The organism is Variovorax sp. AC103, from assembly GCF_979254005.1.
In genome coordinates this window covers 143961-167047 of sequence record NZ_CEEDFC010000010.1, presented here as the reverse complement: position 1 = coordinate 167047, position 23087 = coordinate 143961, and the positions used below count along the sequence as shown (strand labels likewise).

General features: G+C 71.1%; 4 protein-coding genes. All 4 read right to left on the bottom strand.

Features of this window, described 5'->3' with window-relative positions; all coding sequences use genetic code 11:
* Positions 1-44: 44 nt before the first annotated feature.
* Genes AC0IYU_RS16510 through AC0IYU_RS16495 form a run of 4 tightly spaced genes read right to left on the bottom strand, consistent with a single transcriptional unit; the run spans position 45 to position 23078 of the window.
* On the bottom strand, positions 45-4172 hold the full coding sequence (locus tag AC0IYU_RS16510) for an amino acid adenylation domain-containing protein (RefSeq protein ID WP_472118913.1): 4128 nt from the start codon (positions 4170-4172) through the stop codon (positions 45-47).
* Between the two features lie 58 nt (positions 4173-4230).
* Positions 4231-7524 carry a non-ribosomal peptide synthetase gene (locus AC0IYU_RS16505; protein WP_472118910.1) on the bottom strand — a complete coding sequence of 1098 codons (3294 nt, stop codon included), beginning with the start codon at positions 7522-7524 and terminating at the stop codon, positions 4231-4233.
* 3 nt (positions 7525-7527) lie between these two features.
* Complete coding sequence (locus AC0IYU_RS16500) at positions 7528-16539, bottom strand: amino acid adenylation domain-containing protein (RefSeq protein WP_472118907.1); 9012 nt, start codon at positions 16537-16539, stop codon at positions 7528-7530.
* Positions 16539-23078, bottom strand: a complete 6540-nt coding sequence (locus tag AC0IYU_RS16495; protein WP_472118904.1) for an amino acid adenylation domain-containing protein — start codon at positions 23076-23078, stop codon at positions 16539-16541. The genes AC0IYU_RS16500 and AC0IYU_RS16495 overlap by 1 nt, the downstream gene beginning before the upstream one ends.
* Between the last annotated feature and the right edge of the window lie 9 nt (positions 23079-23087).

Sequence of the window (23087 nt, the reverse complement as noted above, 5' to 3'; positions counted from 1 at the left end):
ACGAATGCGGCGGGCCTGCCGCAGGACGGATGCGGCGCCCACCGTCAAGCCGCGGCCGTTGCATCCCTGAGCTGCGCATCGCGCAGGGCCGCATCCAGCTGGCCCAGCAGCGCAGGGTTGCGCACGATGCCGTGGTGGTCGGCGTCCACCTCGAGCGAGGCACGCGCCTCGCCCTCGAACTGCGACAGCAGCGCGGTCTTCTCCGCGGCTGCCCTTCCCTTCTTCCACCAGAAATGCGGCGCCACGTTCAGGCGCGGAAACGCGCCGATCTTCTGCGTGATCGCGTTCATGCGCCGGGTGGCCACGATCCCCTGGACGATGTCGGCCGGCCGCATGCCCATGCCGGCCGCCGCCACGATGTGCTCGACGGCGTCGCGCACGGTCTCGTCGGAGCCTGAGCGGATGGGCTCGAAGCGGTCGAGCATCGCGTCGACGGCTTCGCGGCCCATGCGGGCGTCGGCCGTGTCCTGCACGAAATCCCGGAAGTCGAGGTACCAGCCGTGCGGATCGAAGCGCTCGTCCAGAAGAAAGCTGTCGATCATGCCGAGGAAGGCCACGTCGACGCCCTCCTGCTCCAGCAGCCTGGCGACATGCACCGCGACCACCGCGCCCAGCGACCAGCCGACGATGCCGACCGCGCCCTGCGGCCGCGTCCTGCGGATGGCGTCGACGTAGAACCGCGCCATCTGCTCGATGGAATCCAGCGCGGCCACGTCGTCGGTGTAGCTCAGGCCGTAGACGGCGCGCGTGCCTTCCAGGTGGCGTGCCATCGGCCGATAGTCGATCGGATGGCGCAGCGCGGGCGGCACGCAAAAGAGCGGCATCGCCTGCGCCGGCCCGGCATGTGCGTTGAGCAACTGGACGGGCTGCGGCGGCGCGCCGATGTCCAGCTGCGCGACCAGCCCGGCAATCGTCTGTTTCTCGAGCAGGTCCTGCAGCGCGATCTGCACGCTCAGCACACGTGACTTGTTGATTCTGGCCAGCAGCCTGAGCGCCACGAGGGAATCGCCACCCAGCTCGAAGAAGTTGTCGTGGCGCCCCACGCGCGGCACGCGCAACACCTGTGCCCAGATGGCGGCCAGCGCGGCCTCCAATGCGCCCTGCGCGCCCTCCTGCGGCGGCTCGTCGGGCGCCTGCGCCACCCCGAACTCCGGCGCCGGGAGCGCCTTGCGGTCCACCTTGCCGTTCGCGTTCAGCGGCAACGCCGCCAGCGCCACCAGCGCCGCGGGCACCATGTAGTCGGGCAGCAGCTCGCCGAGCCTGAGGCGCAGTGCCGCGGTGTCGAGGCCGTGCCCCGACACATAGCCCACCAGCCGCGCGCCCGAAGGGCCTTCGCCGGCCACCACCACCGCCTCGCGCACGCCGGGCTGCGCCAGCAGGCTGGCCTCGATCTCGCCCAGCTCGACACGGAAACCGCGGATCTTCACCTGGTGGTCGATGCGCCCGAGGTACTCCAGCTGGCCCTGCGCGTTCCATCGCACCAGGTCGCCCGTGCGGTAGAGCCGGCCGCCGGCGTCGTCGAACGGGTCCGCCACGAAGCGTTGCGCACTCAGGTCCGGGCGCCCCAGGTACCCGCGCGCCAGCAGCGCGCCGCCGATGCACAGCTCGCCCACCGCGCCTTGGGGCACGGGGCTGAAATCGGCGCCCACCACGCGCAGCGCGCGCCCGGCCAGCGGCACGCCGATCGGCATGCGCTGCGGCAGTTCGTGGCCGGCCTCCAGGTACGGCGCGCAGTCCAGCACCGACGCGGTGACCGTGGCCTCGGTCGGCCCGTAGGTGTTGAGCAGCGTGACCCCGCCCAGGCCCGCCGTGCGCCAGGCATGGAGCCCTTCGCTCGGCATGGCTTCGCCGCCCGCATGAACCTGCCGCAGCGCGCCATAGGAGCGCACGCCGTGCCGCGCGAAATCCTGCGCGAGCAGCAGCCAGTAGGCGGTGGTGAGGTCGGCCACGCTGATCTGCTTGTCGATGAGCTCGCGGTAGAAGGTGTCGCTGTCCCACAGCAGCGGCCCGCGCAGCACGATCGCGGCGCCCGCGACGAGCGGCGCGAAGGTCTGCTCGATGAAGCCGTCGAAGTTCAGCGTCGAGAACTGCAGCATGCGGTCCGCCGGCGTCAGGCCGAAGAAGCGCACGGACTCCTGCGCGTGCTGCACCAGCGCCCGGTGCGCGATGCCGACGCCCTTGGGCTTGCCGGTGGAGCCCGATGTGTAGATCAGGTAGGCCAGGCTCTCGCCATGCAGCGCGACCTGCGGGTCGTGCGCGGGCCAGGCCGGCTGGCCCGAGGCGTCGAGCTCCGGCGCGTCGCAGTCCGGCGTGTCCAGTTCCAGCACCGCCAGCGCCCGGCCGAAGGGCAGGCGCGCCGCCACGCTCGACTGCGTCAGCAGCAGCGCGATGGCGCTGTCCTCGGCCATGTAGGCCAGCCGGTCCGCCGGATAGCCCGGGTCCAGCGGCACGTAGGCGCCGCCCGCCTTCAGGATCGCGAGGATGCCCACCATCATGTCGATGGAGCGCTCCACCGCGATGCCCACCCTGGCCTCGGGCTTCACGCCCAGCGCCATCAGGCGATGCGCCAGGCGGTTGGCCCTCGCGTTGAGTTCGCCGTAGCTCAGCGTGCGCTCGCCGAACACCAGCGCGGGCGCCAGCGGCCTTTGCGCTGCATGGCGCTCGAACAGGCGGTGCACGGGCTGCGCGTCGTCGTGGCGCCGCGCGTTCACGCCCCAGGCCGACAGCTGCGAGCGCTCGGCCGGGCTCGACAGGTCGACGTCCGAGAAGACCTGGTCCGGATCGAGCGTCAACGCGCCGAGCAGGCGCACGTACCAGCCCGCCAGCCGCGCCACGCTGGCCTGGCCGAACAGGTCGGTGTTGTATTCGATCTGCGCGTGGGCCTTCGTCGGCTCGATGAAGAAATCCAGCGACAGGTCGAACTTGGCGCTCGCGCTGTCCGCGCCGATCTGCTGCGTGCGCGCCTCGCCGAACGCGAGGTCGGCCGCGCTGTCGCTCATCTGCACGCCGAACATCACCTGGAACAGCGGGTTGCGCGACGCATCGCGCTTCTCGTGGCGGCTGGCCAGCAGCGTCTGCAGCGGAAGGTCCGCATGCGCCAGTGCGCCGAGCGCATCGCGCCGCACCCCGCGGCAGATGTCGCGCAACGTGGCGCGCGGCGCCAGGCGCGCCCTGAACACCTGCGTGGTGATGAAGTACCCGACCAGGTCGCGCACCTCCTCCCGATGTCGCCCGGCATTGGCCACGCCGACCGCAAAGTCGTTCTGCCCGCTGTACCGGCCCAGCAGCATCTGCCAGGTCGCGAGCAGGACCATGAAGGGCGTGCACTTCTCGGCGCGGCAGAACTTCTGCAGCGCCGCCGCCAGCGCGGGCTCCAGCGCAAAGCGATGCACGGCGCCGCTGAAGGTCTGCCGCGGCGCACGTGTGCCATCGAGCGGCAGCTCCAGCGGCGGCACGTCGGCGCCCAGGTGGGCGTTCCAGTAGTTCAGCTGCGTGGCCAGGCCATCGCCCTGCAGGCGCTCGCGCTGCCACAGCGCGTAGTCGGCGTACTGCACCGGCAAGGCCGGCAGCCGCACGGCCGCGCCCGACGCCGATGCCAGCCGGTAGGCCGACGCGAGGTCCGCCGACAGAAGGGGGTTGGACCAGGCGTCCGACACGATGTGGTGCAGGCAGACCGCCAGCACATGCGTGTCTTCGGACAGCCTGATCAAGCGCGCCACCAGCGCGGGGGCGGCCTCCAGGTCGAACACATGCAGCGCCGTCTCGCCCGCGAGCGCGTCGGCGCGCGCCTGCCGCCCGGCCTCGGCCTGCCCGGACAGGTCGACGCGCTGCAGCACGAATGCCGCGTTGCGCAGCATCTGCTGCATGGGCACGCCGTCCTTCTCGAAGAAGCGGGTGCGCAGGATGCCGTGGCGATCGATCAGGGCCTGGAACGCACGCTCCAGCGCATCCGCGTCCAGCGGGCCGTGCAGGCTGAACCTGCGCGGCAGGTTGTAGGCCGTCAGCCCCGGCGCCAGGCGCTGCAGGACCCAGAGCTGCTCCTGCGCGGGAGACAAGGGCACCTCGTCGCCGTCGGAAACCCGGTGCCGGATGCCGTCGTCGACCTCCCACCCTTCGCTGCGCGCCCCGTCGTTGATTGCCGAAATCCGCTGCGCCGCGTGGGTGCCGTTCATCGCTGTTCCATCCTGCATGTCGAACCGTTCCTGTGCATGTGCATGTGCAACCCGCCGCTCATGCGCCGGGCGCATCCTGGCGCCGGGCCTCTTCGTGCGCGCGCGCACTCGTTTCCATTCGCTCGGCGTCCGCGCCCTCCATCGCCCGAAGCGCCGCCGCCAGCGAGGCGACCGAGGGATGGTCGAACACCAGCCCCGGCGCCACATCGACGCGCAGCAGCTTGCGCAGGCGCGCCACCAGCTTGATCACCAGCAGGGAGTGCCCGCCCAGTTCGAAGAAGTCGTCTTCCACGCCGATGGCATCGCGCCCGACCAGCGTGGCCATGCACCCGGCCAGCACCGATTCAAGGGCGTCACGCGGCGGCGCCGTCACCGCCGTGGCCACCGTGCCCGCGCCCCGCTCGTCGGCGCTTGCCGCGGCCAGCAACGACTGCCGGTCGATCTTTCCGTTCGGCAGCCGCGCGAACTGCGCGACGAAGGTGCAACGCGCGGGCACCATGTGCGCCGGCAGCAGCGCGGCCAGCTGCCCCGTCAGCGCCGCACGTCCGGCTTCGGACGCGAGCGCCGCGTCGGGCACGACGAAGGCCCGGAGCTCGGCGTCGGCAACGCCGCCGGCCGGCGCCAGAACCACAACCACGGCCTGCCGCACGCCGGGCTGCGACAGCAACACCGCCTCCACCTCGGCCGGCTCCACGCGAAAGCCCCGCACCTTGACCTGGTCGTCGGCGCGTCCCGCCAGGCGCAGGCCCCCCTCGGGCAGCACGCACGCCAGGTCGCCCGTGCGGTAGAGCCTTTGCCCGGGCAGGAACGGATCGGCGACGAAGGCGCCCTCCACCTCCCGGTTCAGGTAGCCGCGGCACAGCTGCGCGCCGCCGACGTACACCGCCCCGAGCGCGCCGGCCGGCACCGGTTGCAAGGCCTCGTCCAGCACGTGGACGCGGTTGTTCGCCAGCACGCGCGACAGCGGCAACACCGAAGCCGGGCCCGAGAGCGCGGACACGGCCGCCCCGCCTGCGGACACCCGGTGCACCATCACGCCCACCGTCGTTTCCGTGGGGCCGTAGTGGTTGTAGACCACGGTCTGCGGTGCAAGCCGGGCGATGCGCTCGATGAGCGAGCGCGGTGCGGCCTCGCCGCCCAGCACCAGCGTGGCGGGCAGCTGCGGCGCCTCGTCCTCCAGCAGGGCCTCCAGGTGGGAGGGCACCATCTTGAGCGCGTCAACGCGGCGCTCGCGCATGAAGCCCGCGAAAGCGCGCGCGTCCTTCACGTCGCCCGGTCCTGCCACGACGAGGCAGGCGCCGTGGTGGAACGCGCTGAAGAGCGCCGTGTTGCCCAGGTCCGCGACGACCGAGCTGGTGAGCGCCCAGCGGCGGCACCGGCCCAGGTCCATGGCCGACGACACCGCGGCCACGTAGTTGAGCAGCTGGCCCTGCTCGATCACCACGCCCTTGGGCGTGCCGGTCGAGCCCGAGGTGTAGAGCACATAGGCCAGGTCCTGCATCGCGGGCCGGTGTGCCGGCACGCTGCCGGCCGCGCCGTCGAGGTCCTTGTCGTCCATGGCATCCAGCGAAACCTGCCGCCACGGCACGGGGCCGGCCGGCAGCGGCCCGGCGGCATGGAGCACGAGCGACGGCCTGGCATCTTCCAGCACGGCCTGGCGGCGGGCGGCGGGCCACTCGGGGTCCAACGGCAGGTAGCCCGCTCCGATGCGCCAACTCGCGAACATCGCCACCAGCAGGTCGGCCGAGCGCGGAAGGTCGAGCGCCACCAGCGTGCCGGCCACGGCCCCCCGGGCCCGCAGGCCGTGCGCCATGCGGTCGATCCGCGCATCGAATTCGCGGTAGCTCAGCCGCAGGTCGCCGGCCTCCAGCGCGGGCGCGTCCGGCGCCGTGCGCGCCCAGCCGGCGACCTGCTCGGCCAGCGTGAGCGTTCCGAAGTCGGCCACCGCGCCATGGGCCGCGCGCAGCAGCAGTTCGCGCTCGCGCTCGCCGACCAGCGCAAGACCGCCGACCGGCGCATGCGGCTGCGCCAGGGCACTCGCCAGCAAGGTGGCGTACTGCCACAGCAGCCGCTCCAGCGACTGCGGCGAGTGGTGCGCGGCATCGGCATGCACGCGCAGGGAGAGCCCCTGCCCGGGCTGTCCGGCCTGCCCGACCTGCAGCGCCAGCTCGAAGCAAGGTGACGGCCCCGGCGCGGCCTCCACGCGCCACGCCATGCCGCCCTGCAGCCGCACCGGCGCCTCGTCGAAGGTGAACCCCACGTCGAGGTGCGCGGACATCGGCGGCGCATCGATCGCCCAGTACTCCTGCGCCTCGGTGTGCGCATCGAGCGTTGCGCCCAGCCGCGCGAGCCAGTGCGAAAACCGCTCCTCGGGCGCGATGTCCACGACCATCGGCAGGATCTTCTCGAACACACCCACGGCGCCCTGCATCACTTCGTAGTTGCGCCGGCAATCGTTCTGCCAGCCGGCAACGAACGGCCGGTGGCCCGTCAACCGCGCCAGCAGCAGCCACCACACGGCCTGCATCAGCAGCGCCGTGTCGCACCCGTTCTGCCCGGCCACTTCCTGCGTGCGTGCATCGAGCGTGCCGGCGTCCAGCGGCAGCGCGTGGCTGATGCGAGTTCGCACGCCCGCCGGCGTGGCCTCGCGCACGCCGTCCATGCGGGTGTTCAGCCGTGGCGCCTGCAGCACGCCGGCACGCTCGATGCACGCACGCCAGTAGGCGCGCCCTTCGGCCGCTTCTTCGGCGCCGTCGAGGTCCTGGCGCCATTCGACGAACTGCGCGTACTGAAAGACCTCGTCCGCATCGACGGCCTGCCCCGTCAGGTAGGCCGTGGCCACCTGGTCCAGCAGGCACTGCAGGCTGCCCTTGTCCGCGGCGAACACGCTGGCTGCCAGCAGCAGCTTGTGCCGCGTTTCGCCGATCCGGGCGAGGCCGACGCGCAGCAGCGCGCCGCTTGCAACGTCCAGCGGCGCCTGCGTGCAGCCGGCGGTCCAGTCGGCCAGCGCGGCCGCGCTGTCGGCGCTGTTGGTGCCACCGCGAAGGTCGACCCTGTGCCAATGCGGCAGCGCCGCCGCCGCATCGCGCGGCTGTTGCCGCAGGCCACGGAAGCCGGGAACCTGCAACACCGCCGCGTGCAAGGCGCCGTGGGTCCGCACGACCGATTGCACCGCGGCCTCCAGGCGCGCCGCATCGAGCTCGCCTTCAAGATCGGCCAGCAGCACGAGCCTGGGCGCGCCGGTCGCGGCATGCTCCCCGTGCTGGGCCCAGGCGGCACGCTGCTCCGGGCTGAGCGGCAAGGAAGAAGAAGGAGAGACAAGGGAAGCCGGGGTCTCGAACATCGCAGCCATGCTTCAGCCCTCCGACACCACGGGCTGCCCTGCGGCGGCGGGCAAGTTGCCGCCCGCGCCGGCAGCTTGCGCGAGCGTGGCGCGGTCGCACATCGCGCCCATCGCCACCACGATCTTGCGCGGCCCCTCGTACGGGTCGCGCGCGTGCGCCGCGAGCATGTTGTCGAGCATCACCACGTCGCCCTGGCGCCAGTCGAAGCGCACGGCGCAGGCTTCATACGCACGGCCGACGACGGCCATGGTCTGGTCGTCGATCGGCGTGCCGTCGCCATAGGTCACGTGGCGCGGCAGCCGGTCCAGGCCGCCGGCCACGGCCAGCAGGTCTTCGCGCGCGTCCGCCTCCAGGCAGCTCGCGTGGTGCAGCTGGACCTGGTTGAAGAACACGCGCTCGCCCGTGACCGGGTGCGTGATCACCGCGGGACAGCGGGTGCGCGTCTGCAGCGTCTCGTCGTCCAGCCAGCGCCAGGCGGTGCCGGCCAGCGCGAGGCGGTGCTCGACCTGCGCCTTGCTGTCGGTCTTGAAGAAGTCCTGCCAGCTCACGTCCAGCCGGGGCATGAAGGTGCGCACGTACAGCAGCTCCTTGCGCTCGAACTCGGCCACCACGTCGGGCGGCAGGTGGCGCAGCATCTCCCGGCAATCGACGATGGGCGTGGCGCCCCCCACGGGCGAAGGCTGCTCGCAGTAGAACCACTGCTTGCGCGGCCAGCGCTCGAGATGCGAACTCTCGTTGTGAAACAGGATCATCTGGCGCTCGGGGTACGGCGTCGAGCGGTAGGTGTTGCGCCCGCCCTCCTTCTTCGGCAGGTCGCCGTAGCCGCCGTAGAGCTCGGGCTCGATCACTTCCGCGAAGGCCTCGAACTCCTGCGGCGTGCGCAGGCCGAAGTTGCGCAGCAGGATGCCGCCATGCGTGCACAGGCTGGCCTCGATGGAGTCGCGCTGCTCCCGGGCCCACGCCACCGCGTCGATGTCGCTGCTCGCGGCCTCGATGACCAGCGGGAACGTCCGCTGCGCCGAAAGGAAGGAGGTGCGCACGGGCGAGCGCGGCGCCGCCGGGGCCCCACGCTCCTTGTCCGCGAATTTCTTGAGCTTGTGCAACTTGCCCAGCGCGGGCGAACTGGATGACATGTTTTTTGTTTCCGGGTTGGCTTGAATGACGAAATGCGCCAGCAGCCCCTCGGGGGCGGCGACCACCTGCTGCAGCAGGTCGCGCCACGCGAGCGATGCGCGCTCGATGGTTTCGCGCCGGTACAGGCCGGAGGCAAAGGTCCACTCGGCGCGCAGGCCGCGCGCGCTCTCGCTCACGAAGACCGCGAGATCGAACTTCGAGGTGGTCACGGGTTTCGCGATGGGCTCGACAACGACGCCCGGGATCTCGAAGCGCCCTTCGGGCGTGTTCTGCATGACGAACAGCACCTGCACCAGCGGGCTGTGTTCACGGGTGCGGGGCACGCCGGCCAGCTCGACGATCTGCTCGAACGGCACGTCCTGGTGCTCGAAGGCCGACAGCGTGCTCTCCTTGACCTTCGCGAGCCACTGCACGAACGCCAGCGCGGGCGCGAGCCGGGAGCGCAGCGGCACGACGCCGACGAAGAAACCGATCAGGTCCTCGAGCGCCGGGTGGTCGCGCCCGGCAACGTCGGTGCCGACCACCAGGTCGTCGGTGGCCGCCTGCCGGTGCAGCATCAGCAGGAAGGTCGACAGCAGCACCACGTACAGCGAGGTCTTCTGCGCCCTGGCCAGGCCGTGCAACGCCTGCGCGAGCTCGTGCCCCACGTCGATGCCGACCGTGTCGCCCGCCGCCGACGCCACGCGGGCGCGCGCGCGGTCGGGGCCCAGCGTGGACACGGCGGGGGCGCCCTGCAGGTAGCCGCGCCAGAACGCGGCATCGCGCGCAAAGCGCTGCGCGATCTTGCGGTGATGCCAGTCGGCGTAGTCCGCGTACTGGATTGCAAGGGGCGCGAGCGGCGACTCCCGCCCGGCCCGCAGCGCCGCGTACAAGGCCATGAAGTCCTGCACGAAGACGGCTTCCGACCAGCCGTCGAACACGATGTGGTGCACGCACAGCAGCAGCACATGCACCTCGGGCTGCAGGCGCAGCACGGCCGCCGCGAAGGCCGGGCGGGCGCCCAGGTCGAACGCGGTGCCCGCGTGCGCGGCGAGCGCGTCGTGCATCGCGCTCGCCTGGCGTTCGCCCGCGAGGTGCGAGAGGTCCGTGAGCGGAACGACAAGGCCACCGCCCGGCGCGATGCGCGCCACGGGATCGCCGTCGTCGTTCTCGGGGAACCAGGTGCGCAGCACTTCGTGCCGCTGCACGAGCGCATCGAGCGTGGCCCGGACCAGATCGACGTCGAGCGCGCCCGACAGACGCAGCGCCGCGGAGATGTTGTAGGCCGCGTGCTGGCCCGCCGATGCATCGGCCAGCCGGTTCACCAGCCACAGGCGCTGTTGCGCAGGGGAAAGCTTCATCTCGGCCGCGCGGCCGATCGGCTGCAGCACCGGCGCCTGGCCGGCCGGCGGTGCCTCGTGCATCGCCTGCCGGGCCACGCCTGCAAGATCGAGGAGCACCGGGTGCTCGAAGATCCGGCGCAGCGGCAGCTCGAAGCCGGCTTCGACGCGGGCCCTCGACGCCAGTTGCGCAGCCAGCAGCGAATGCCCGCCGAGCTCGAAGAAATTGTCGTGCCGCCCCACGCGCGCCACGCCCAGCACCTGGGCCCAGAGGGCGGCCAGCTGCGCTTCCACCGCGTCGGCGGGCGCCTCGTAGGGCCGCTCGCCCGCGAACTCCACCGCGGGCAGTGCCTTGCGATCGACCTTGCCGTTGCCGTTCAAGGGCAGGCGCTCGAGCACGACGACGGCGGCCGGAACCATGTAGTCGGGCAACGCCGCCGCGAGCCGCGTTCGCAGCACGCCGGTGTCCATCGCCTGCCCGGCCTGCAAGGCGATGTAGCCGACCAGCGACGTACCGCCCGCACCCCCCGCACTTTCGCGCGCCACCACCACGGCCTCGCGCACCTCGGGCTGTGCCAGCAACTGCGCCTCGATCTCTCCCAGCTCGATGCGAAAGCCCCGCACCTTCACCTGGTGGTCGATGCGACCCAGGTACGCCAGTTGCCCTTCGGCGTCCCAGCGCACCAGGTCGCCCGTGCGGTACAGCCGCTCTCCGTTTGACGCCGCCACGAAGCGCTCCGACGTCAGGGCCGCGCGCTGGAAGTAGCCGCGCGCCAGGCCGATGCCGCCCAGGAACAGTTCGCCCGGCACGCCCACGGGCGCCGGGTTCAGGAACCCGTCCAGCACGTGGAGCGTCGTGGCCGCGATCGGCCCGCCGATGCGCGGCGTGCCGCGAACCCGCGCGGCCGTGGACCAGATCGTCGTTTCGGTGGGACCGTACATGTTCCACAGCTCGACACCGAGCGCCAGCAGGTCGTCGGCCAGGTCCTGCTGCAGCGCTTCTCCGCCGCACAGGCCCTTGAAGTTCGCGCGCCGGCTGCCGTTCCACCCGGTGGCCCGCAAGAGCCGCCAGCCCGCGGGCGTCGACTGCAGCACCGTGGCACCGCTGGCATGCAGGAGCTCGCCGAGCGCGCCGCCGCTTCGCACGGCATCCCTCGACGCCAGCACGATGCGCGCGCCGCTCAGCAGCGGCAGGTACAGCTCCAGGGCCGCGATGTCGAACGACAGCGAGGTGACCGCCACCAGCACGTCGTCCGGTGCCATGCCCGGCGCGTCCTTCATGCTGCGCATGAAGTGGCTGAGCGACCGGTGCCGCACCATCACGCCCTTCGGCTTGCCGGTGGAGCCGGAGGTATAGATGACGTAGGCCAGGTTCTCGCCGTCCAGCGCGACCTGCGGGTTGGCATCGGCGCAGCCGCCGGTGTCCAGCGTGTCCAGCGCCAGCACCCGAAGCGCCCCGCCGCGCGGCCACAGGGCGCCCAGGTGGCTCTGCGTGAGCAGCCACCCGATGCCGCTCTCGGCCACCATGTGGGCCAGCCGGTCCGCCGGGTGTTCCGGGTCCAGCGGCACATAGGCGCCGCCGGCCTTCAGGACCGCCAGCACGCCCACCACCATGTCGATGGAACGCTCGAGCGCGATGCCTACCCGGGCCTCCGGCTTCACGCCCAGCGCGATCAGGCAATGGGCCAGGCGATTGGCCCGTGCGTTGAGTTCCGCGTAGCTCAGGGCCTGGTCGCCGAAGACCAGCGCGACCGCCTGCGGTTGGCGCGCAACCTGGCGCTCGATCAGCCGGTGCACCGGCAGGTCGCCGTCGTATCGCACGGTGTTTTCGCCCCACGCGGCGAGCTGGCGCTGCTCGCCGCCGGACATCAGCTCGAGTTCGCAGACCCGCCGCCGTGGCTGCTGCGCCAGGGCCTGCACGATGGCCTCGACGGCGGCGATCATCAAGCCGCACACGCGCCCGGCGTCCACCGATTCGTGAATCTGCGCGGCCAGCGCAAAGCCCTCGCCCAGATCGTCCACCGCCATCTCGACCGGATAGTTGGTGCGCTCCCTGCTGCCCAGGATCTGCATGCCCTCCCACGGCGGGCCCGCTTCGACAGTCTTTGCCGGCTTGCCCTGCCGCGCGCCGTAGCGGTAGTTCAGCAGCGCCGTGAACAGCGGCATGCGCTGCGGCAGTCCACTGCAGCGCTGCGCCAGCGACAGGCTGGCGTATTCGTGGTGCATCAGCTCGATCAGCGCCGCATGCGTGTGTCGAACGCAGGCCTGCACGCCCTGCGTTCCCAGCCGGATGCGCACGGGCAGCGTGTTGATGAACATGCCCAGCGCGCGGTCCACGTTCGCGCCGCCCTGCATGCGGCCGAACAGCACGGTGCCGAACACCACGTCGTCCCGGCCCGCGGTCTTGCCCAGCACCATCGCCCAGGCCGTGTGGAACAGCGCGGCGGCGCTCACGCCGTGCGCCTGCGCCTGGTGCCTGACCTGCGCCGCGAGCCCGGTGTCCAGCACCACCGAGGCCTCCCGCACCCGGGTGCCGTCGCCCTGCACGTCGAGCAGGCCGAAGGGTGCCGTCGGCTCTTCCACGTCGGCCAGCATCTGGCTGAAGAAGGCCTGGTGCCCGGCCTGGCCGCCGTCCAGACGGGCCTGGCCGACGAAGCGCCGGAACGGCACGGGCGCCGACAGTTCGGCCCGCCGCCCTTGCTGGATCAGCGCGATTTCCTCGACCACCAGTTCCAGCGTGGTGTGGTCCACCACCAGGTGATGGCTGGACAGCTGGAGCAGCCAGCGGGCGTTCAGCGCGTCATGGGCCGCGACGGCCGCGAGCATCGGCGCCTTGCGCACGTCGATGCGCACGCCGGCCGGCGCGGCATCGGCGAGCCACTGGAGCTCGAGCGCGGCCTGGCGATGCACCACCTGCACCGCCTCGGGGAGTTCTTCCCACATGACGGCGGTTCGCAGGATGTCGTGGCGCGCGATCACCTCGTTGAAGCTGGCGACGAAGCGCAGCAGCCCTTCGCGGCTGTCGAAGCTCAGGCTGTTCAGCGTGACGTAGGCATCCGCCTCGGCATGCAGGCGGTGATGGAAGAGCATGCCCTCCTGCATGGGCACCAGGGGGTAGATGTCCTGGATGTTGGCGGCCCCGCCCGGCACGGCCGCCTCGATGCGCGCGATCTGCGGCGCGTCCAGCGCCACCAGCGTAAGCATCCGCGGCTCGATGGCCCGGCACTCCGCCGGAATGCCGTTGGCCGGAACGACCACCTCGGCGCGCGCCGGCGCCTGCGCCAACGCCTGCGCGAAGGCGCCGAGCCGGGGCTGCTGGAACAGCGTGCGCACCTGCGCGGCCAGGCCCTGGGCGCGCATGCGCTCCAGCAGCCGCAGCGCCAGCAGCGAATGGCCGCCCAGCTCGAAGAAGTTGTCCTCGCGGCCCACGCGTTCCACGCCGAGCACGTCGGCCCAGATGGCCGCGAGCTTGTGCTCGTGCTCGCCCACGGGCGCCTCGTACGCCCGCTCGCTCGTGAACGCCGCCGCCGGCAGCGCCTGCCGGTTGACCTTTCCGTTCGTGTTCAACGGCAGCCCGTCAAGCACCATGACCACGGCGGGAACCATGTAGTCGGGCAAGGCCTCGCCCAGCCGCGACTTCAGCTGCGCAGCGTCTGCCACGTGGCCCGCCTGCGCCGACACATAGCCCGCCAGGCGCGTGCCGGCGGGGCCTTCGTCGGCCACCACCACGGCCTCACGCACCTCGGGCTGCGCCAGCAGCTGCGCCTCGATCTCTCCCAGTTCGATGCGAAAGCCCCGCACCTTCACCTGGTGGTCGATGCGACCCAGGTACGCCAGTTGCCCTTCGGCGTCCCAGCGCACCAGGTCGCCCGTGCGGTACAGCCGCTCTCCGTTTGACGCCGCCACGAAGCGCTCCGACGTCAGGGCGGCCCTGTGCAGGTAGCCGCGCGCGAGGCCGGCACCCGACACGTGCAGCTCGCCGGGCACGCCCACCGGCACCAGGTTCAGCTGCGCGTCGAGCACCCTCAGCCCGAGGTCCGGAATCGCCAGGCCGACCGGGCTGCGTTGCCGGTCCAGGTCCGCCGCGGTGATCCGGCGGTAGGTCACGTGCACCGTCGTCTCGGTGATGCCGTACATGTTGACGAGCTGCGGGCTGTCGTCGCCGTGGTGCGCGATCCACTGGCGCAGCCGCTGCGGGTCCAGCGCCTCGCCGCCGAAGATCACCACGCGCAGCGACAGGCGGTCCTGGTCGCCCTCACCGCCCCCGCCGTTCCGCCAGGCCTGCGGCAGGCTGGTCAACTGCCCGAACGCCGACGGCGTCTGGTTGAGCACCGTCACCTTGCGCGCCCGCAGCAGTTGCAGGAAGTCCTCCGGCGAGCGGCTGACCCAGAACGGCACGATGACCAGCGTCCCGCCGGTACACAGCGCCCCGAAGATCTCCCAGACGGAGAAATCGAAGGCATAGGAATGGAACAGGGTCCAGGTGTCTTGCGGCCCGAAACCGAACCAGGCGTCGGTCGCGTCCAGCAGCCGCGTCACGTTGCCATGGCACATCTGCGCGCCCTTGGGCCTGCCGGTGGAGCCCGAGGTGTAGATCACGTAGGCAAGGTTCTGGCCGTGCACCGCGACCTGCGGGTTGCCCTGCGGCTGCGCGTGCAGGTCCGGCGTGTCCAGCGCCAGCACGCGCAGCGCCCCGGCACCCGGCACCAGCGACTGCAGGTGGCTTTGCGTCAGCAGCAGCGCCACGCCGCTGTCGCGCACCATGTAGGCGAGCCGCTCGGGCGGGTACGCCGGGTCCAGCGGCACATAGGCGCCGCCGGCCTTCAGGATGCCCAGCAGGCCCACCACCATCTCCATGGAGCGTTCCACCGCGATGCCCACCCGGGTCTCCGCCTTCACGCCCAGGCCGATCAGGTGGTGGGCGAGGCGGTTGGCCCTGGCATTGAGTTCGCCGTAGCTCATCGTCTGGTCGCCGAGCGCCAGCGCCACGGCGTCGGGATGCGCCGCGGCCTGCCGCTCGATCAGGCGGTGCACTGGCGTCGACTGGTCGAAGCCTTGCGCATTCGCTCCCCAGGCCACCAGCTGCGCGCTTTCGGCCTCGCTCAGCAGCGCCACCTCGCCCACGGTCTGCTCGGGGCGCTGCGCCAGGGCCTGCAGCACCGCCAGGTAGTGGCCCGCCATGCGCTCGATGGTCGAGGCATCGAACAGCTCCGGCGCATAGCTGAACTTCGCATGCAACCGACCGTCGGGGCTTTCGTCGGTGACCAGCATCAGCTCGAACTGCGCGGCCTGGGTGCCCAGGTCCCACGGCGCCAGCGCCAGCCCCGGCAGCCCTTCCAGGGCAGAGAAGTCCGCGCGCTGGTGATCGAACAGCACCTGGAACAGCGGCTGCACGCCCGGAATGCGCTCGGGCTGCAGGGCCTCGACCAGTTGCTCGAACGGCAGGTCCTGGTGCATCTGCGCGCCCAGTGCCGCCTCCTGCGTGCGCGCCAGCACCTGCAGCAGGCTGCTGCGGCTGTCCACCGCCGCGCGCAGCACCTGCGTGTTGACGAAGAAGCCGACGACGCCCTCGGTTTCCATGCGGTGGCGGTTCGCAATCGGCACGCCCACGCGAATGTCTTCCTGGCCGCTGCAGCGCCCGAGCAGCACCTGGAAGCCGGCCAGCAGCACCATGAACACCGTGCCCCCCTGGCTGCGGGCCCGCTTCTGCAGGCCGTCCACCAGCAGCGCCGGCAGTTCGACCCGATGGCTGGCCGCGCCGTAACGGGCATCGGGCCTTCGGGCGCGGTCCAGCGGCAGCTGCAGCACAGGCTGCGCGTCGCCGAGCTGCGCTTTCCAGTAGGCCAGCTGGCGTTCCTGCTCGCCGGCTTCCAGCCAATGCCGCTGCCACACCGCGTAGTCGGCGTACTGGACCGGCATGGCCTGCAACGCCACCGCTTCGTGCCGCACGCAGGCGCGGTACTGCGCCACGAACTCGTCCACGACGATCTGCAGCGAGCCGCCGTCGGACACGATGTGGTGCATCACCAGCACCAGCAGGTGCGTTTCAGGCGCCAGCCGAACCAGCGCCACCCTCATCAGCGGCCCTTGCGTCAGGTCGAAGGGCGTGTGGCAGATGCGCCGCGCCGCGTCCCGGGCCATGGCCTCGCGCGCGCCGGCATCCGCATCGCCCAGGTCCAGCAGCGTGAAGTCGAGCTCGCCGCTGTCGCGAATCAGCTGCTCGGCGAGTCCGTCGGCATCGGCGCGAAACACCGTGCGCAGCGATTCGTGGCGTGCCACCAAGGCCTTGAAGCTCGCGTGCACCGCGTCCGCATCCAGCGGCCCCGTGAGCTTGAGCGCATCGCTGATGTGGTAGGCCGTGCTCTGCGGATCGAGCTGCCACAGGAACCACTGGCGCAGCTGCGCATAGGAGACGGGGCAGCGGTGCCGCGCCGCGTCCTCGCGCGGCAGGATGGGGAACTGCCCGAGCGTCAGGCCCCGGGAACGGATGCCCTCGTACACCACGCGGCGCTGCTCGCTCGACAGGCGCGAAAAGCGCTCGGCGATGCGACGGGTTGCTGCGGTTTCCATCAGGCGGTCTCCATGCTGTCCAGCAGCGAATCGATTTCTGAAAGGGCCTGGGCCGCGGGACTGTCCCGAAGAGCCGCGGCCATCCGCTCGGCCATGGCGGCCAGGGTCGGGTACTGGAAGACGTCACGCACCGTGAGCCCGCCGGGCATGGCCGCATGCAGGCGCGCCACCAGCCGCGTGGAAAGCAGCGAGTGCCCGCCCAGCTCGAAGAAGTTGTCGTCGCGGCCCACGCGCGCCACGCCCAGCACCTCGGCCCAGACGGCGGCCAGCTGTTCTTCGGTCTCCCCCCTGGGCGCTTCGTACGCGTTGCCGGGCAAAAACTCCGGCGCCGGCAGCGCCTTGCGGTCGACCTTGCCGTTCGGGGTCAGCGGCAGCGCGCCCAGCACCACCAGCACCGCCGGGACCATGTGCTCGGGCAACAGCTCGCCCAGGCGCTCGCGCAGCGCGGCCGCGTCGATCGCCCGGCCCCCCTGCGCGGTCACGTAACCCACCAGCCGCGTGCCCCCCGGGCCCTCGCTGGCGAGTGCCACCGCCTCGCGAACCTCCGGCTGCGCCAGCAGGGCGGCCTCGATGTCCCCCAGCTCGATGCGAAAGCCCCGCACCTTCACCTGGTGGTCGATGCGCCCCAGATACTCCAGCTGGCCCTCCTGGTTCCACTTCACCAGGTCACCGGTGCGGTACAGGCGAGCGCCGTCTTCCGCCGCGATGAAGCGCTCGGCCGTCAGGCCTGCGCGGTTCAGGTAGCCGCGCGCCAGCCCGGCGCCCGACACGTACAGCTCGCCCGCGATGCCCAGCGGCATCGGGTTGAGCTGCCCGTCGAGCACCCGCAGCCCCAGGTCGGGAATCGCGATGCCCACGGGGCTGCGCGCCTGCACCAGGTCGGCGGCGGTGATGCGCCTGAAGGTCACGTGCACCGTGGTCTCGGTGATGCCGTACATGTTGAACAGCCGGGGGCTGTCGTCGCCGTGGCGCTCGATCCAGCCGCGCAGGCGTTGCGGGTCCAGCGCCTCGCCGCCGAAGATCACCGCGCGAAGCGCCAGGCCGCCTTCGTGCGACTGCGGCAAGCCGGCCAGTTGCCCGAAGGCCGAAGGCGTCTGGTTGAGCACGGTCACGCGCTGCGTGCGCAGCAGCTGCAGGAAGTCCTCCGGCGAGCGGCTGACCCAGAACGGCACGATCACCAGCTTGCCGCCGGTGCACAGCGCCCCGAAGATTTCCCACACGGAAAAGTCGAAGGCGTAGGAGTGGAACAGCGTCCAGACGTCGTCGGGGCCGAAGCCGAACCACGCGTCGGTGGCGCCGAGCAGGCGGCTCACGTTGCGATGGCAAAGCTGCGCGCCCTTGGGCCGGCCCGTGGAGCCGGAGGTGTAGATGACGTAGGCGAGGCTGTCGGCGTGCAGCCCGACCTCGGGGTTGGCGACGGGCTCGGCGGACAGGTCGAGCGTGTCCAGCGACAGCACCTGAAGCGCGCCGATGGCGGGCGCCTGCAGGTGGGCCTGCGTGAGCAGCAGTGCGATGCCGCTGTCGGCCACCATGAAGGCCAGGCGGTCCGCGGGGTAGTCCGGGTCCAGCGGCACGTAGGCGCCGCCGGCCTTCAGGATGGCCAGGATGCCCACCACCATCTCGAGCGAACGCTCCACCGCGAGGCCCACCCGGGTCTCGGGCCTCACACCCAGGGCGATCAAGCGGTGTGCAAGGCGGTTGGCCTGCGCATTGAGTTCGCCGTAGCCCAGCGTCTGCGCGCCGAAGACCAGTGCCACCGCATCGGGGCGCGCCTGCGCCTGGCGTTCGATCAGCCGGTGGATGGGTTGCGCCGTTCCGGCCGCCGCGGTCGCTCCGGCCGCTCCGGCCGCTCCGGCAGCTTCGGCTGCTTGCACGGGTGCGCCCCACGCAGCGAGCTGGGCGCGCTCGGCATGTGCCAGCAGCACCACGTCGCCCACCGCCTGCGCGGGGCAGTCGGCCAACGCCGCCAGCACCGCGAGGTAGTGGCCCGCCATGCGCGCGATGGTTTGCGGCGCGAACAGCTCCGCCGCGTAGCGCAGGCTGGCCGTCACGCGGCCGTCGTCGCCTTCGCTGGTCTCCAGCGTCAGCTCGAACTGCGCCGCCTGCGCGTCCAGGTCGCATTCGGTCAGCGTGAGCCCGGGCAGCCGGTGCAGTGCCTTCAGGCCGCCCCGCTGGTGATTGAACATGACCTGGAACAGCGGGGTGGCGCCCAGGCTGCGCTCGGGCTGCAACGCTTCGACCAGCTGCTCGAACGGCAGGTCCTGGTGCGCCTGCGCGCCCAACGCCGCGTCTTTCGCGCGGGCCAGCACGCGCGCCAGGCTCTCGCGCCCGTCGAGCACGTTGCGCAGCACCTGCGTGTTGACGAAGAAGCCGATGACGCCTTCGGTCTCCGCACGGTGGCGGTTGGCCACGGGCACGCCCACGCGGATGTCGGGCTCGCCGGTGTAGCGGCTCAGCAGCACCTGGAAGCCAGCCAGCAGACCCATGAACAGCGTGGCACCCTGGCCCTGCAGGCGCCGTTGCAGGCGCTGCACCAGATCGCCCGGCAGTTCGAAGCCGTGCCGCGCGGCGCTGTAGCGGCCGTCGGCCTTTCTGGCGTGGTCGGTGGGCAGCTGCAGCACGGGCTGCCCGGTGCCGATGTGGTGGGTCCAGTACGCCAGCTGGCGGTCGCGTTCGCCGGCTTCGAGCCAGTCGCGCTGCCACGCGGCGTAGTCGGCGTACTGGATCGGCAACGGCGGCAGCACGACCGCGGCGCCCTGCACATGGGCGCGGTAGTGCGCCACGAATTCGTCGACGAGCACCTGCATCGACCAGCCGTCGGACACGATGTGGTGCATCACCACGACGAGCAGGTGTTCGTCCGTTGCGAGGCGGATCAGCCCGACGCGCAGCAGCGGGCCTGCGGCCAGGTCGAAAGGCGTGTGGCTCAGGCGCAGCGCCTCTTCGCGGCTGCGCACTTCGCGCTCGGCCCCGGTGCGCCACGCGGCAAGGTCGACCGTTGCCAGTTCGAGCGGGCCGGCTTCCTGGACGACCTGCTCGGCCAGGCCCTGCGCGTCGGCGCGGAACACGGTGCGCAGCGACGCGTGGCGCTGCACCAGCGCGTCGAAGCTCGCACGCACGGCCGCGGCATCGAGCCGGCCCACGAGCTTCAGCGCGCCGCTGATGTGGTACGCGGTGCTCGACGGATCGAGCTGCCACAGGAACCACTGGCGCATCTGTGCGTGCGACAAGGCCAGTCTGCCGGCGCGCTGCGCCGCATCCAGCACGGGAATCGCCTGCGTTTCCGCGGGGCGGCCGGCCTGGAGCGCATGCGCGATGCGCGCCACGCTCTGGTGTTCGAACATCTGGCGAGGCGTCAGGTGCACGCCGGCCCGAGCCGCGCGCGCGGTGACCTTGAGGCTGAGGATGGAGTCGCCGCCGAGCTCGAAGAAATTGTCGGTGCGGCCTACGCGGGGCACGCCCAGGACGTCGGCCCAGATCGTCGCAAGCGCTTGCTCGACTTCCCCCTCGGGAGCTTCGTACGCTCGGTCGCTGGTGAACTCCGGCGCCGGCAGTGCCTTGCGGTCTACCTTGCCGTTGGCGTTGAGCGGGAGTGCGTCGAGCACCATGATCACGCTGGGGACCATGTAGTCCGGTAACGTCTCGGCAAGGCGTTCCCTGAGCGTCGCCGTGTCGATGTCGTTGTCCGAGACGTAGGCCACGAGCCTTGCGCCCGATGGGCCTTCGCTCGCTACGACGACTGCTTCACGCACTTCGGGCTGGGCTTGCAGTTGCGCTTCGATCTCGCCCAGCTCGATGCGGAAGCCCCGCACCTTCACCTGGTGGTCGATGCGCCCCAGGTACTCCAGCTGGCCTTCGTTGTTCCAGCGAACCAGGTCGCCTGTGCGGTACAGGCGTTTTCCGTCGTTGGCTGCAATGAACCGCTCGGCAGTCAGGCCCGCCCGCTTCAAGTAACCGCGTGCGAGGCTGATGCCGCCCAGGTACAGCTCGCCAGCGACACCGGCAGGGACTTCGTTCAGGCTCTCGTCGAGGACATGCGCTTGTGTGTCGCTGATCGGCCGGCCTATCGGCACCTGGGTGCTGCCGTCATCTCGGCAAGTCCACTGCGTCACGTGGATCGTGGTTTCCGTCGGGCCGTACAGGTTCTGCAAGGTCGCGCCGCTCAGGCGTTGAAGCGCCTCCTTCTGCGTGGCTGCCGGCATCGCTTCTCCGCCGCAGATGATGTGCTTGAGCCTGGTCGTGGCCTCGATGCCCTCGTAGGCCAGGAAGGCTTGCAGCATCGAGGGCACGAAGTTCAGCGTCGTGATCTGGTGCTTCCGGATCAGTTCTACCAGGCGCACCGGGTCGCGGTGATCTCCGGGGTTGGCAATGACCAGCCTTGCACCGGAGGTCAACGGCCAGAACATCTCCCATACGGACACGTCGAAGCCGAAGGGCGCCTTGTGAAGGACCGTGTCCTTGCCTTCCAGCGTGTAGAACTCCTGCATCCAGGCCATGCAGCTGAAGAGCGCTTGGTGCCTGATGGCCGCGCCCTTGGGACGGCCCGTGGACCCCGAGGTGTAGATGACGTAGGCGAGGTGTTCGCCGTGCAGGTTGACCTGCGGGTTGGCATCCGGCTCGGACGACGTGTCGAGCGTGTCGAGTTCCAGCACTTCAAGCGCTTCGACGCCGGCAATCAGCGAACGCAAGCTGCTCTGGGTCAGCAGCAACGCAATGCCGCTGTCTTCGACCATGTAGGAGAGGCGGTCCGCCGGGTAGTCAGGGTCAAGGGGTACGTACGCACCACCCGCCTTCAACACCGCAAGGATGCCCACCATCATCTCGGTGGAGCGCTCCACGCAGAGGCCGACCAGCACGTCCGGACCCACGCCCAAGACGATCAGGCGATGCGCAAGACGGTTCGCACGCGCATTGAGTTCCGAATAACTCAGCGCCTCGTCGCCGAAGACCAGCGCAGGCGCCAATGGCTTCGACTTCGCATGCGCCTCGATCTGTCGGTGCACGGGTTGTGCGCCCTCGTGACGGCGATTGTTCTCGCTCCAAGCCGCCAGCTGCGCGCGTTCGGGCGCACTCACCAGCGCCACATCGCCGACCGCCACCTCAGGCTCTACAACCAACGCCTCCAGCACCGCCAGGTAGTGCCCCGCCATCCGCTCGATCGTCTCCCTGTCGAACAGCTCCGCCGCATACAAGAAGGTGGCCTCGACCCGCCCATCCTCGAACTCCAGCGTCTGCAGCGTCAACTCGAACTGCGCGTCTTCCTCCTCGAAGTCCAGCCGCTCCACCGACACGCCCGGCCACTCGGCCAGAGAGCGGTGGTCGCGCCGCACGTGGTTGAACATCACCTGGAACAGCGGATTCGCGCTCAGGCTGCGTTCGGGCCGCAGCGCGCCGACCAACTGTTCGAACGGCAGGTCCTGGTGGGTCTGCGCGCCGATGGCGGTGTCGCGCGTCTGCACGAGCAGCTCGGCCAGCGTGGTGCGCGCCCTCATCCGCGAACGCAGCACCTGCGTGTTGACGAAGAAGCCCATCACGCCCGCCGTCTCCGCGCGGTTGCGGTTGGCAATGGGCACCCCCACGCGCGCATCGGTCTGCCCGGTGTGCCGGAACAGCAGCGCATTGAAGCCCGCGAGCAACGCCATGAACAGCGTGGCGCCTTGTCCCCGGGCCTGCTGGCGCAGCCGCGCAACGGTGTCTGCCGGCAAGGCGGCGGTGATGCGCGCCGAGCCATAGCGCCCATCGGCATTGCGCGGCCGGTCGGTGTGCAGCGAGATCACCGGCTGCTCCGTGCCCAGGTGGTCGCGCCACCAGGCCAGCTGGCGTTCGCCCTCGCCGCCGTCCAGCCACTGGTTCTGCCACACGGCGTAGTCGGCGTACTGGACCGGCAGCGCCGCTAGCGCCGGTGAGCGGCCTTGCACGCGCGCGGCGTACTGCGCGGCGAGTTCGTCGAGCGAGAGCTGCACCGACCATCCGTCGGACACGACGTGGTGCATCACCACCAGCAGCTGGTGCGTCTGCTCGCCGGTCTTCAGCAATACCGCGCGCATCAGCGGGCCGCGCGTGAGGTCGAAGGGCTCGGTGCGAATGCGCCGCACCTCGGCGCGCACACCCTGTTCGCGTGCCGCGGTGTCCAGCGCGCTCAGGTCGATGCGGGGCAGCTCGACGGTCAGGCCCTGCTGGATGACTTGCGCCGCACCGCCGTCGCCTTCCTCGCGAAAGACGGTGCGCAGCGACTCGTGACGGTCCACCAGCGCCTGCAGGCCCGCGCACAGCGCGTCGGTGTCGAGCGGGCCGGTCAACACCAGTCCGCCGCTCAGGTGGTAGGCCGTGCGCGCCGGGTCCAGCTTCCACAGGAACCACTGGCGGCGCTGCGCGAAGGACAGCGGCGCGCGGCCGCGATCGCGCTCGGGGCGCGGGGAGATCGCGCTCCCGTCCTGGCGCGCGCCGGTGCCCGCGCCGCGCAGCCGCTGCTGCAGGCGGGCGCGCTGTTCCGCGCTGAGGTTGGCACGGCGTGCGGAGAGATCCTGGATGTCGGGCATGGGGGCTTT

Bases quoted from the DNA above. Each gene is read 5' to 3' on its own strand.
- AC0IYU_RS16510 (WP_472118913.1), bottom strand. From the start codon at position 4,172: ATGAACGGCACCCACGCGGCGCAGCGGATTTCGGCAATCAACGACGGG.
- AC0IYU_RS16505 (WP_472118910.1), bottom strand. From the start codon at position 7,524: ATGGCTGCGATGTTCGAGACCCCGGCTTCCCTTGTCTCTCCTTCTTCT.
- AC0IYU_RS16500 (WP_472118907.1), bottom strand. From the start codon at position 16,539: ATGGAAACCGCAGCAACCCGTCGCATCGCCGAGCGCTTTTCGCGCCTG.
- AC0IYU_RS16495 (WP_472118904.1), bottom strand. From the start codon at position 23,078: ATGCCCGACATCCAGGATCTCTCCGCACGCCGTGCCAACCTCAGCGCG.